This is a genomic window from Bradyrhizobium sp. AC87j1 (assembly GCF_002936975.1).
In the GTDB taxonomy this organism is placed as follows: Bacteria; Pseudomonadota; Alphaproteobacteria; order Rhizobiales; family Xanthobacteraceae; genus Bradyrhizobium; species Bradyrhizobium shewense.
The window spans coordinates 125116-138869 of the sequence record NZ_PTFE01000008.1 but is presented as its reverse complement, the minus strand read 5'-3'; the positions used below and the strand labels follow the sequence as shown (position 1 = coordinate 138869).

Sequence of the window (13754 nt, the reverse complement as noted above, 5' to 3'; positions counted from 1 at the left end):
CATATGGAAGGTTCTAGTTTCAGAACTAGGCGCAGACATAGAAGCTCACATCGGCTCACAGACTCCGCAGCCGATAGCCAATCTCTCCGCCACTCTGCCAGATGGGGTCTCTTTGCCGCTTACGGTGATACCGAGTCACGGGGTAGAGAACTTCCGCCTTGCTGCCGGAAGTGCGGGGGGCGAGTTCCATGGCACGGGTTTTCAGGACAGTGACGTCGCAAAATGGCTTGAGGCGGCTGCATGGTCGCTATGCCAGGCACCAAATCCAGAGCTCGAGAAAGCCGTCGATGAGCTGATTGAATTGATTGCGGCCGCCCAATGCGGCGACGGTTATCTCAACACCTATTTCATACTGAACGCGCCTCAGGAGCGCTGGACCAACCTAACGGAGTGCCACGAGCTTTATTCAGGGGACTGGCAAACGGCGATTGCTGGATGTCGTTTGCAGGCTTGCTGACCACCTCTGCACAGTTTTCGGCCCAGAGCGCGATCAGTTGCACGGCTATGATGGCCATCCGAAAATCGAACTTGCGTTGACACGCCTCTACGAAGCGACAAAGGAGCAGGGATATCTCACGCTAGCCAATTATTTCGTGGAGCAATGCGGCAGGGAGCCACACTTCTTCGACATTGAGTACGAGAAGCGCCAGCAATCCTGCGTCCCCAAATCCGACGGCACGCCTTGGATGATAAAAAGCAAAGCGTATAGCCAAGCGCACTTGCCGCTTTCGGAGCAGCGGACTGCAACGGTCATGCAGTTCGTTTTGTAGTACCTCATGACGGCAGTAGCTCATCTCGCGCGTCTGAGTCAGAACGAGCAGCAGCGCCAAACTTGCCTCCGGCTATCGCAAAAACATGGTCCAGCGCCAGATCTATATTACCGGAGCCATCGGCTAGCAAGGCGCGGGCGAAGCGTTCAGCAGCAATTACGATTTGCCAAATGATACGGCGTACGCGGAAAGCTGCGCATCGATTGGTCTGATGATGTTCGCGCGCCGTATGCTGGAGACGGAACTGGACGGCCGCTATGCCGACGTGATGGGGCGCGCGCTCTACAATACCGTTCTCGGCAGTATCGCGTTCGACGGGCGTCACTATTTCTATGTTAACCCGCTCGAAGTGCATCCCAGAACGCTGAGGTCTAATGGCATCTACAATCACGTCTCGCCGGTGCGACGACGCTGGTTTGGCTGCGCGTGCTGTCCACCGAACATCGCGCGCCTTTTCACATCGATTGGTCATTACATCTACACGCCCAGCCCGACCCGCTCTATGTAAATCTCTACGTTGGTAATAGGGTGGCAATATCCGTTGATGGACATGCGCTGCGGTTGCTCATAAGCGGCAGCTATCCCTAGAGAGACGAGGTGGAAATCACCGTCGAATCTGCGCCGCCAATTGCCCACACCTCGCCCTGCGCCTGCCGGAATGGTGCAGCGCGCCGCAGGCGAGCCTGTGAATTGCGAGCCGCGCAAGGGCTATTTGCACGTTCGCCGAACGTGGCGCCATGGAGATCGCATCAAACTATCGCTGCCAATGCAAGTGCGTCGCGCATACGGCCATCCACAACTTCGCGATTTGGCCGGCAAGGTGGCCATCAAGCGTGGCCCTTAATTCATTGTCTTGAGGAGGCCGACAACGGGACCGAATTAAACAACGTTTGGCTTAATGCAGACAGCCGGTTTTCCCTTATCGAAGGAACTGGTCTCCTTAGTGGCAAGATCTTGCTGCAGGCCGGCGGGGCGCGGTTGCAACACACGCATTTCTGAAGAAGCGGCGCTTTATCAATACGACAAAGTGCCTGGACAGCTAGAACCGCAGCGGCTGACATTCATTCCGTGGTTCAGCTGGGCTAACCGCGGAATGCGGATTTGGGTAAATGAGCGTTGACGCCGAACGCGCGGTCGCGCTTCCTCGAGTCGACGTTAGACTACGTTTCTGGGGCAGGCGATATCGTTGCTCAAAGTCTGGAAATCGGCCAGTCTATGGAAGGCGGTCCGGGAGCTCCACTGGGGCGTTCAAAAGAAAACCTGGACATAAGGCGGCGCGGCGGAACTCCGAAAAGAGTACGGTCCGATTGGCGTCGGCAGGTCAATCAGCGATCAACCAAATTCCCTAATCAAGGAGCTTCCTCGGAGCTGTTCGCGGCCTCTCATCAAACCTGATGAATGCCGATGGCACGAGCGCACCGCCGTGTCGTTTAGAAGGAAGCCCTATGACAAGCCAACGTGAGGGCGGCCGCGTCAGGTTTTGGTAAGCCAGCCTCCCTATCAGCACCGCTGGGCCTACCAAGCCTAAACTAGATGCGGAAATGTATGTCCGACGGGAGCACCAATCGCCATGTATAATCGGATCAATGGCTCGTCCTACTTCCAATCCTCTCACTTTGCAGAAACTGATGAGCAAATGGACGCAGCCAACTTTGCGGATGCGTTCGCCAATATGCACTTAGCCGAATCCGGCTCGAGTGGCAGTTCATCTTCGGCAACAAGACCGTATTCGCTCGTTTCAACCCCTCCCATCATAGAGTTCAAGGATCGTCACTCATTCCGAGAAGCCGCGAAGGCCTATCATGGCGACGAAATCAAGTACATCGCCGACAACCCCCATGAGTACTCCCACTTCGTCTCCGCCAAGGCGAGGCGAACTGCAGAAGTTGCCAAAGACTACGGGACGACCCGAGATTCCGAGAATGCGCGGTACTTCAGCTACCAATTGGGCAACAAGAGCGTCGGACTTCTAAGAATGGAAGGCGGCGACAGCATGACCGAGTTCGACGTCAAAAGGTGGAAGAAGCTATTTCCTGGACGCCACGGGACTACCTCTACTGTGGATCTTCAAGTCGCTCATCCACTTGTCGAGAACGCTGGCGATATCCTGCTCGAGCACCAGCTTCGACTAGACGGCGAACAGCCGCTGCTCAATTTGCGACCGGCTAATCGGGAAGCAAGAGCCCGTGCGGCAAAGATGGGCTTCATCGAGGTTGACGCCGACAACATGGTTCTCGATCCAGAGAAGTCAGACAAGTGGGTAAGAAATAGCGACGGCGAATGGCAGCGAAAGGGCACTGCTACGCGGTATCTTTCCAAAGCGGACGACAGTGAAGGTAGTGATGCCGAGATCCCAGCGAGCCCAACATACGATTATGAGGATGATTTTATGTGACCATGAGATCACGGGTGATTGGGCCCGATGGAGTAGGCTAATCTAGCCTGCTCCGGCTCCTCTCTGTTTATAGCGTTTGCGGCTGAGAGTTCCTCTGAGTTGTCTCAGAAGACTGCCCCCAGAGTGCTCCTTGGCCTAGCGGCTGCTGAGTTGTGTGAGCGTTGGAAGTAGGAGCTCACTGCGCAAGGCAATTGCGGCAATGCTCGCTGCGGCGAGGACCTGCATGGGGTGCCGCCAAAGTGCGCCCGGCCGCCGAGGGGCCGGGCGTGTTGCGCCGAGCACGTTGGACGGCTTGGAGGCAGAAGTCTTCTACAGATCACGGCCTACGAAGTAGTAACGGCGTGGGCGCCTGCCGTGTGTCGGTGGGCAAAGAAATGTACAGCGAAGCGGCGCTCGATGGACAAGACGGCCGGCATTTGTCAACCGATATAACGACGCCGGAGCACGAGGATCGTGCAGAGCTCATTCACCAGATAAGCCTCAACACACACGCGAGGCGGTTGTCCTGGCGAAGCTCCGTTATCATCGTCACTGCAGTCGGGCTGCGAACAGCCAATCTCTTGCTTTTGTCGAGCGCTCTCGCGCCAGCTCCGCTCTGCAATAGAGTATATAACCTCGATCTAGACGAGTTAAGAAGTGCTTAGGGTCGTCGATTGCTTTGGGTCAGCATTTATCTTTAACGTCGACCTACAGAATGAGTCGAGCTAGCCTGCGCTTCCGGCCCTCGCAGCGATAAGGTTGTTCTGCACCAATGTAGCCGCCCGGCGATAGTCGGTGAAGCATGGACAAGGCAACAATTGGCCTCTCGCTCGCGTTTTAAAGCAAGTAGCGTGTTTGACCGCGAAGGGGTTGATCGGTGGCGAGATCGACCCGTGGACCGTTTAGATCGGACATCAAATCAAGCCGCAGGTTGATTGCATCAGATGCCGCCTCGGCCGTCATACGCGTTCAGTGCGTTGTCGAGGCACTCGATTAACGCTAGTCCGGTAAAGGGTTTGGCGAGGAAGGCAATCGCTCCGGCGCCCAGCGCTGACGCGCGCACGCGGTCGTCGGGGAAAGCCGTAATGAAAATGAATGGTGCGTCGTAACCGCGTGTCCGCATCTCTGCCAATAGCTCCAGGCCGCTCATAGCCGACATCTGTACATCGGTAATCACACAGGATGTCTCGTCCAATTGCGGGGACCTCAGGAGTTCCTCGGCCGACGCAAATATTTGGGCGATGTAGCCACGCGATTTCAAAAGATTCTCTGTCGCCGCACGGACTGAGGCGTCGTCGTCAACGACGGAAATCAAAGGCGTGGACAAGACGAGCACTCCTGAACGGGGAATAGCGGCTGCAAGCATCAGCCACCTTCGGCGAAAAGTGGGCTCGACTGATGAAATTGTAAAATCATACTTGGGTTTGTTCAGGACGATTGGCGCGAATTCCCAACGTCTCAGTCATTCTAATCAAGTCGGCCAGCGACCGTGCACGCATCTTCTTCATTACGTGTCCCCGGTAGATCTTGACCGTAATCTCGGCGAGCCCAAGCTCGGCGGCTACCTGCTTGTTCATCAGGCCGGCAGCGACCAGTTTCATCACCCCCTGCTCGCGCGGGCTTAAGGTCTCAAATCGAGACTGCAGGTTCGCGACGATCTGCTGAGCGTCCCGTCTTTTGCGATCGCGTTCGGTCGCCGCAACCACGGCATCAAGCAGTTCCTGATCGCGAAACGGTTTGCTGAGAAAATCGACCGCTCCTTCCTTCATGGCCCTGACGGTCATGGGAATGTCGCCATGGCCGGTAATGAAAATGATCGGCATATGTATGTTCAACCTTGCTAGCTCGGTCTGGTAGTCAAGGCCGCTCAAGCCTGGCAGCCGGACATCAAGAACTAGACAGCTAATAACGTCCGGAATTGTGCTCTGCAACATTTCGCGAGCCGATCCGAATGCAACGACATCCATCCCTACCGATTGAAAAAGGTTCGTAAGCGAGCGACGCATGGAGATGTCATCCTCGACGACGAAGACGATCGCCTTTGTCGAGGCCTTGGCGTTGCTGCCTTCACGTGGCGACTCAAATCGTCCTGTCACGAGACGGCCTCCTTATGCAGCGGCAGAGCAAACTGGAACGTCGCGCCCGGTCCATTTTTGTGGGCCATTGACAGTCGTCCTCCATGAGCTTCCACGATCGACCGGCAGATCGAAAGACCCATTCCAAGGCCAGTCGATTTGGTGGTGAAGAAGGGATCCAAGACGCGGTCGGCGTCGTTCTCGGCGATGCCGACGCCGCAATCGGTCACGGCAAGTTGGACGTGCCCCACATCGTCCTTCGATGATTGAATCAGCAGTTCGCGCGTCCGGTCTGTAACTGCGTCCATGGCTTCGATTCCGTTCATCACCAGATTGATGATCACTTGTTGCAGCTGAATCCGATCGCCGAGGATCGTAGGCAGCCCTGCCGTCAACTCGGTTCGTAACATCACTCGGTGGCTCACCAGCTCTCGTGTTACCAGTGCAATGACGTCCTTGACGACCTCATTGATATCGAGCGGCACCATCTCAATCTCGCCTTTCTTCGCGAGCGCGCGAACACGACGGATCACCTCGCTTGCCCGGATTGCGTCTTCGATAATCCACTCCACCGAAGAGCGCGCGGCGGGAAGATTAGGAGCTTCTCGCCCCATCCAACCTAGGCACGCATCGGCGTTGCTGATAATAGCGGCGAGGGGCTGGTTTATTTCGTGGGCGATGGAAGTTGTCAGCTCTCCTAACGTCGTTACACGCGTCACGTGCGCAAGCTCCGCCTGTGCCTTTCGTAGTTCTTGTTCGGCTTGATCGGCGCGAATGGTAGCGGTGATGTCAGTGCTGACGCCACGGTAGCCGAGAAAATTGCCCTTTCCATCGAAAAAAGGCTTGCCACTCGTGCGGACGTAAATCGGAGAACCTGTCCGATTCACCGTGCGGTAGACGAGATCCCGAAACGGAAGATGGGCCTCCAACGTCGCCCGATGCTGCCGCCACTTCTCAGGTTCCTCTTCGACGTCGCGCGCAATGTCCCAGCGAAGCAGGCCCATCAATCCTGTCGCCAAAATTCCCGCAGCGCTGGTGTGCTCGGATAAGTGAGTGACCTGATGATCCGACCCGGTCTCCCAGAGCCAGTCGGAAGCTGTTTCGGCGTAGTCGCGGAAGCGCTGTTCGCTTTCGCGCAGCGCGGCAAGTGTGTTTTCCAGGCGTTCCCTAGCTGCGTGTTGCTCGGTCACATCCATATGTGTTCCGATCAGCTCGCTGACATTACCGTCGCTGCCGACCACCACGTGCGCAACGGAGTGTATGCGTCTTATCCCGCCATCTGGTCGAAGGATGCGAAAATCATATTCGAACCGCCCCTCCTTGTTTTCAATCGCCTGACGCTGCACCTCCTGTAGCCGCGGCAAGTCGTCCGGATGGATGCGCGATCGAATGGTCTCGATCGATACCGGCTCTTGTGGGCTAAAGCCAAACAGACGATCGACCTCGGCGGAGCGATACACGAAATCTAGACCGTAGACGTCCCAGGACCAGCTGCCCGTGTGACTGAGATGCTGGGCTTCGGCCAGATAGGCCTCGCTGCGGCGCAGCTGCTGTTCTGCTCGCCTCGCCGCCGTAATATCCGTAGCTGCCCCAACAAACTCGATGTCACCAGAGGCTGTCCTCGTCCCTCGTGCCTGCGCATGAATGTGCTTTACCGAGCCGTCCGGTAGCAGAAGGCGGTATTCGTGCTCGAAATCGCTCGGGTCTCGCATCGCGCGATCGATAATTTCTCTAACCGAAGCCCTATCATCTGGATGCGTGCGCTCAACGACGAGCTGCGGCCCCGGTGGCACCGTCTGAGGGTCTAGTTGGAAAATTCGAAATGTTTCCTTTGACCAGAAGGCCTCGCCCGTAGTGACGTTCCAGCTGAAGCTGCCTGTGTGACTCAACTCCTGCGCCTGGGCCAGATGTGCTTCGCTCCGCTGCAGGGCAAGTTCGGTCCGCCTCCGCTCCGTGATATCTTCGCAGGCGATAAGGACAATGGGCTGCTCATCGGCCCAGAGCATGGCTTTGGCGTTTTCACGTACCCACAACACCGAGCCGTCCTTCCTGACTTTTTGGACGTCCCACGTGCGCGTTTGTCCGACATCCTCAAGGCATGTCCGAACGCATTCGCAAACGAACGCGCGATCCTCCTCAAGAAATACGTCCAGCACGGATTGACCGATCAGTTCAGCACGAGCATAGCCAAGTTGTGTCGCGCCCAATGTATTCACGTTGAGCACAGTGCCGGCTTCATCGACCATGAAGTACATGGCCGGATTGTGCTCGAAGATGGCGCGCCACCGTTTTTCGCGATCCTCCAAATCGGCCGCGCTCCGCTGAAGCTTGGCCGCAACCACACGCGCAGCCTCTCTTTCCTGGCGGAGCCTTGCGATCAGGTGCGCTCCGACAATCGAGGCAATAAAGAATGCAACAACCACCGGCAGGTCTTGGGGGTCATCGATTCGCAGGCTGAATGCCGGCGGCGCAAAGTAGTAAGCGAGAGCAGCGATGGCTACGATGCAAAGCGCGGACGACGCGATGATGCTGCCTATCAGGGACAACAGCAATACCACTAACAAATATGCGAAGGCCGTCGCGGCGAAATGCGCGTGAAGATACAGGCAAGCCAGTGTTACCACGGCCAGCATTATGCTGCCGAAGGTAAACTGAAGGGCTGAGCGTTCTAAACTGTTGATCGGGCTACGCATTTTGACACCGTCCGGCCTGTTCTCCGGCGGGAGAGCTATAACATTTTAGGCAAAAATAGGGCAATACTCGGCACCAGCACCCGCTGGCGAGCGCTTCCGAGATCAATTGCTTGTTTCTGAACTGAGCACGCGCCGAGGATAATTGCATCACAGACGTACGTATAGTTGCCCTAAACCTTTCAATATGGCGCGCTGACACGCCTGCAATCGATGCTCAGATGTCCGCTTTCCTCCGCTGCCGATCACTCCGGGCAGCCGCTCGAGGCTGCAGCCGAGGACAACTCAATTACGCCAGCCGCACGAGGACAGCGGCTGCAGTTCAGTTAAGACGTTGAGCCGGAACAATCAGGCGCGCCTCGCCGAACCGGAAAGAACAAGGACAAGCTGCCGGTCTCGCCGGTACGATCGGTCATACGGAAGAAAGCGCAATGGTCATGTGCCGAGATACGAAGGCGAAGTTACGCGACTGCTTTGTATGCCCTAGGCCATCACGCCTAGGTGCGGAGGACTTGTCTCCGAGTGGTTGGCCGGAATGAGCGCGCGCAGCGACGCCGAGCCGACACTAGCCGTGTGCGAGCCGCCACGGCTCTGTCGAGGTGCCATCTAATCCGTGCTGATCACACCCATCATGCTCTAATGCAGCAGCGCGGACCGTAACAAGGGATGATGAGTTGCGTCAGCAAGATCGCTACCACGTCGTTGATCGGACGAGGTAAGCGCAGTGAAAGCGCACATGGGCAATTGTAGGCGGAGCAACACCTAGGTCCGTCATGCCGGACACGTTGTGTCGCAGTCCTGTTATCTGGCACGGCAAAATGTCGCAAAAGTGTTCGGATAGCCGGGAGCTTGACGGCGAAAGACGCGCTTGAAAATGACTGTTAGAAAAGCCCCTACTCTTTTGCTCGGCGGGCATCTTTTCAGAGCGGCTGCCGGCGGGCGGCGCTGCGCAAGGGCTGCGCACTGGAGATCGCGCGTGAAAGGTCCGGCTCCGTGTCAAGTCGGCTATGTCGATTCAACTACGAGAAATGTGGCTTCGCTTGCATTCGACGCGTCTTCGAATGGCGGCGGTTGGGATCCGGAACTTATCTCATCGTGTGTCGATAGTGGTGGAAACGTTGGGCTGGTTGAGCCGAGCTTGCAGCGTCGCGTGCTCGAGCTCGTCCTCCCACCAGGATACGAACACGGCGGCGATGCCATTGCCGGTGATGTTAGTAAGGGCACGCACCTCGCTCATGAACTTGTCGATCGAAAATACGATTGCCATGCCCGGCACCAGCGCTGGGTTGACCACCGACAACGTCGCAGCGAGCGTGATGAAGCCCGCGCCGGTGACGCCGCTTGCTCCCTTCGACGTTAGCATTGCTACGAGCAGGATCGTGAGCTGCTGGCCAAAGGTGAGATCGACCCCGAGCGCCTGAGCAATGAACAATGTCGCAAGTGTCATATAGATATTGGTGCCATCGAGGTTGAAGGAGTAGCCAGTTGGCACCACCAAGCCGACCACGGGCTTGGAGCAGCCCAGCCGCTCGAGCTTCTCCATTAATTGAGGCAGCGCGCTTTCAGAGGACGATGTGCCGAGCACGATCAGAATCTCGTCCTTGATATAGACAATGAACTTGAAGATTGAAAAGCCGATGAGGCGCGCGATCAAACCGAGCACCACCACGACAAATAACGCCGCCGTCGCGTAAAACAGCGCGATTAGACCGATCAAATTGCCGAGTGCTGCCGGCCCGAACTTGCCGATAGTGAAGGCCATGGCGCCGAAGGCGCCGATCGGGGCCGCCTTCATAATGATAGCGATCACGCCGAACACCGCATGCGCGACGTCGTCAATCATGCCTCGCAGCCGCTCCCCACGGCTTCCCAACGCCATCAGCGAAAAGCCGAATAGGATCGCGAACAGGAGAACCTGCAGAACATCGCCGCGGGCGAAGGCGCCGACCACGGTATCGGGAATGATGTTGAGAAAGAAATCGACGGTCTTCGAGGCTTCCGCCTGCTTGACGTAATTGGCGACCGCCGCAGCATCCGGCTTGACCGCAAGACCATGACCGATTTGGACCAGATTGCCCATAAGAAGGCCCAACACCAAGGCAAAGCTGGAGACGATCTCGAAATAGACAAGCGCCTTGACGCCGACGCGCCCGACTTTCTTCGCATCCTGAATATGCGCAATACCAGATGTGACGGTGCAGAAAATAATCGGCGCGATCACCATCTTGATGAGCTTGATAAACCCGTCACCGAGCGCCTTGACCCAGTCATTGGTCGCGACAGACGGCCATAGGCAGCCGACCACGGCGCCAAGCAAGATCGCGATCAGCACCTGCACGTAGAGAATCTTATACCAAGCTTGCGACGCGCGTGCGGGCGCCGCTGTTGCCATGGTGGTCATGACGCTTCCTTCCCGAATATACTCGAATGTGAGCCGCCGCGTCGTTGAGAGATGACGGCGTCATACGAGACTCATCATTTTAGCCGTGTCCGATTGAAGAACGGTTCCGAGAGCGGGCGCGTCGTTCCAAAGGCAGGCGTTTAGTTGCGTTATCCCTTCTCGTTAAGCAAGATATGCACCAGATGCCCAAAGTGCGCCCGATTGGCAGTCTCGGACAAACCGTCTGTCTCTTGGCGGCACCGGCTTGAGCGCTCGGCCCGCGTTCGCAAGGTCGAACAAAAAGTTGCAGCGAGACGCGTATCTTGATCGGCTGGGCGCATTAGCGGAGTCCCGTCTCGGGATGGAAACCCGAGCGTGATCGATATGCGCCGACTTCTGAAATGGATACAAGAGTAGATGACATTGGTAATATTGATATTTTGGATTGTACTCATCCACGCGGTGGAAGTCCCTGATTTAGGAGCTCGATTTCGTGGCAATAATCTTGAATCGATGCGCTGCGTTGTCACTAGCGGCAAAGCTCGTTCGTGCACGGGGCATTTGTCTCCAGGTCTGAGCTAACGATGCGAATTAGGCAGGTTGGTCGACCGGCGGCCTTGGCTCTCGCCCCTTCGCGCCGTTTGCCGCGTCGCAGAAGCAGCGTTACGATGATTACTCAGCTAGATCGTTCGCGCTGTTGCCAAAGGGCAGGCTTCCTGCGATCCGTTCCATTACCGGCTCGGCGAGTGCGGCGTTTGAGCTACCGACAGAACTAAATAGGCATCTCTGGCGGCGTCAAATTCTGCCGTTCCGTTACGCGGCTGTCGCTGTCTGCTCGGCAACAAAGATGCTAGAAATCTGACATAGCGTTAGATCCACGCCACAGCGACGTCGACGTCTATGCGAACTTCTCCCACGTTGCGCATTAGAGTGCCACAGTAGCACGCGGCACAGGAATTGCTGATTGCGAACGAGGAGGTGCCGCCGTCAGATGGATGGAGCGGCCCTGTTACAGGAGTTGCCGATGAAACTTGCGATGCTGCTCTTGCTCGTAGAAACGACGCGCGTGAATGCGGCGGCCGCCACGAAGTGCTGCGCGACTAGAGGGCGGTCCGCGCTACATACCTGCGCGAGCCGGACGTGCAGGCGATTACTGGGCCCATAAGACGATCTGCTTTCACTTTTGGGCTGACGCACATGGATGTCTTTTCGGCAGAGATTGCGCAATCCGTTGCGCTCACGATTGAGCTCGCCAGCGTAACGACCGTGATCCTCCTCGTGATTGGTGAGCCCCTCGCTTGGTGGCAAGCGCGCTCAAAGACTCTTTTGAGCGAGGCGGTGGCGACGCTGATCGCCCTGCCGCTAGTGCTACCGCCGACGGCTCTCGGCTTCTGCGTACTCGTGTTGCTCGGCCCCGACGGACCGGGTAGCGTTCTCGCCTCTTTGTGGGGCGAGCGCACGCTCGCTTTTACCTTCGCAGGAATCGTGATCGGATCGGTCCTCTCGGCACTGCCGTTGGTTGTGCAGCCGATCCGTACCGCCTTTGTCGGGATAGGGGATCGCCCGTTGGAACTACGGGGGTCGTTTCGTCGCTGTATGTCTTCATTACCATCAGAGGGCCACTGGCGGGATTGGAGTTTGTTAAGGCCGCCATCGTTGGCTTTTCTCATACGATCGGCACATTCGGCGTCGTGATGATGATCGGCGGCAACATTCCTGGGCGGACCAAGGTGTTGTCAGCCTACGTCGTAGACTACGTCCAAGCATCGCGCTGGCGCGAGGCGAGTGTGCTTGCCGGCGGTATGGTGATGTTCGCCTTTGCGGCCATCTGCACCTTATCCCTCATCGACAGACACCGTGCCAGGAGAGGCATCGAACCGTCTTAGGCTTGCCGGCCAGACATATCCGATCTCGACCGAGCGACAGTATTGCAAGCCGGATCCATCAATCCTTGCGAGGCTACAATGAACAAGCTTGTTATGACCGCGGCGGCTGCTGTAATTGGCTTTTGCACTCCGCGCCTCTGCCCGAAGCGACGGCCGATGACGTCGGCGTTTCTCAGCATCGCCTCGCTAGACTAGACGAGTTCTTCGCTCGCGAAATCGCGAGTCAACGCGTGCCGCGTGCAGTGATTGCAATCGCCAGAGACGGCAAGCTGATTCACTACAAGGCGTACGAGCAACTCGATCCTGCAAAAGGAAAGTCGATGCGGCTCGACGCGATGTTCGCGCTTGCGTCTATGAGCAAGCCGATGGTGGCCGTTGCCGGGCTTATCCTCATGGAGCAGGGTCGGCTGCCTCTACAGGCCCGGCTCACGGATTACTACCCGGAATTCGCAAACATGAAGGTGGGAGTGCCACAGCATGACGGTTCATTAGAATTTCAAGCGCAGAGTTCTCCGATCTACATCCACGATCTATATCGCCACACATCCGGGCTCACCTATGGTGTGCGCCTCGACAGCTCAGACCAAGTGGCGCGTCTCTATCCCCATTTCGCCGCTCCGCCACTGAGGGGCGATAAGCAGGAGTTCATCGAAGCCATCACCAAGCTGCCGCTAGCGCACCAACCGGGGACGGAATTCGAATACGGCTTCTCGAACGATGTGCTGGGAGCTGTCGTGGAACAGGTCAGCGAACAGCGATTGGGCGACTATCTTGCCAGCAATCTGTGGAAGCCCATCGAAATGCAGGATGCCACTTTCCATTTGTCGGAATCACAACGCGAGCGCCTCGCACATCCATTTCCGGGCGACCCGCTGACGGGAAAGCCACAAGATATTGAGTTCCTCGAAAGTCCGACGAAGTTTGACTGTGGGGGAGCCTGCGCATTTGCGACAGTTGGTGACTACGTGCGCTTCGGACAAATGCTGCTCAACGGCGGGGAGCTCGATGGGAAGCGCATTCTCGGTCCTAAGACGGTGGGCCACATGATTTCCGACCACCTCGGGGCAGAGATAAAAAATAAGGTCGCCAATGTGGAGGCGCACCGTGCCGGCTTCGGCTCGGAGGAGCTGTACGCATAAACGAGGGTCTCTCGGCGGTTCCGGGCAATCCAGGTGAGTTTAGCTGGACTGGCGCCTACGGGACACAATTTTTCTGCGACCCAAAGGAGCGTCTCGTCGTGGTGGTCGGAACGGCAGCGCCCGGAGAAATCCGGAAGTATTACCGCGAACAAGTCCAGTATATCGTCTATGCTGCAATAATCCGATAGTCCTCTTTGCTCCGAAAGGCTCGGCCAGCCGTTTTGGGTAGTCGGCAGACAGTGCTGCTACTACGCATCGATGTCGACTGAAAGTCGGGGCCGCTACCTGCTATCCGGGTTGACGCGGATCGCGCTAGTGCTTCAACAATGAGATCGCCTCCGCTATCGCGGAGAAACTCTTCCAAGCGGGTTTGGTGTCGCAATGCGCCAAGACAATCGCGCTTTGCTATCACGGCTCGCGCGATGAACGATCCTGTGATG

The 13754-nt window shown here is 57.1% G+C and carries 6 protein-coding genes and 4 pseudogenes; 6 read left to right on the top strand and 4 right to left on the bottom strand.

All coding sequences use genetic code 11. From position 1 onward, the window contains the following. The first annotated feature begins 124 nt into the window (after positions 1-124). From CV770_RS43185 to CV770_RS07610, 4 genes and pseudogenes are all read left to right on the top strand, one after another. Positions 125-770 (top strand): annotated as a pseudogene (locus tag CV770_RS43185) (beta-L-arabinofuranosidase domain-containing protein). A 142-nt stretch (positions 771-912) separates the two neighbouring features. After that, positions 913-1278: pseudogene (locus CV770_RS42500) on the top strand (beta-L-arabinofuranosidase domain-containing protein); the annotation flags it as partial. A gap of 150 nt (positions 1279-1428) precedes the next feature. Continuing rightward, a complete protein-coding gene (locus tag CV770_RS44195; protein ID WP_201759736.1) occupies positions 1429-1614 on the top strand; it encodes a glycoside hydrolase family 127 protein in 186 nt (61 codons plus the stop codon). 726 nt (positions 1615-2340) lie between these two features. Further along, the gene (locus CV770_RS07610) at positions 2341-3165 is read left to right on the top strand and encodes an Effector protein NopP (protein ID WP_104461868.1); all 825 of its coding nucleotides are present in this window, start codon (positions 2341-2343) and stop codon (positions 3163-3165) included. 919 nt (positions 3166-4084) lie between these two features. On the opposite strand, the gene CV770_RS07605 is transcribed toward CV770_RS07610, so the two are convergent. The 4 genes from CV770_RS07605 to dctA all read right to left on the bottom strand — a co-directional run bounded on the left by CV770_RS07605 (position 4085) and on the right by dctA (position 10310). Then, a complete protein-coding gene (locus CV770_RS07605; RefSeq protein WP_104461867.1) occupies positions 4085-4510 on the bottom strand; it encodes a response regulator transcription factor in 426 nt (141 codons plus the stop codon). Between the two features lie 46 nt (positions 4511-4556). Continuing rightward, positions 4557-5240, bottom strand: coding sequence for a response regulator transcription factor (locus CV770_RS07600; protein WP_104461866.1), 684 nt, complete (start codon positions 5238-5240; stop codon positions 4557-4559). After that, positions 5237-7912, bottom strand: coding sequence for a PAS domain S-box protein (locus CV770_RS07595; protein WP_104461865.1), 2676 nt, complete (start codon positions 7910-7912; stop codon positions 5237-5239). The genes CV770_RS07600 and CV770_RS07595 overlap by 4 nt, the downstream gene beginning before the upstream one ends. Positions 7913-8999: 1087 nt before the next feature. After that, positions 9000-10310 carry a C4-dicarboxylate transporter DctA gene (dctA, locus tag CV770_RS07590; RefSeq protein ID WP_104461864.1) on the bottom strand — a complete coding sequence of 437 codons (1311 nt, stop codon included), beginning with the start codon at positions 10308-10310 and terminating at the stop codon, positions 9000-9002. A 1176-nt stretch (positions 10311-11486) separates the two neighbouring features. Between dctA and CV770_RS07585 the strand changes: the two are divergent. Both CV770_RS07585 and CV770_RS07580 read left to right on the top strand, forming a co-directional pair. Next, positions 11487-12175: pseudogene (locus CV770_RS07585) on the top strand (molybdate ABC transporter permease subunit). Between the two features lie 78 nt (positions 12176-12253). Next, positions 12254-13502, top strand: a pseudogene (locus CV770_RS07580) (serine hydrolase domain-containing protein). Positions 13503-13754 lie beyond the last annotated feature (252 nt).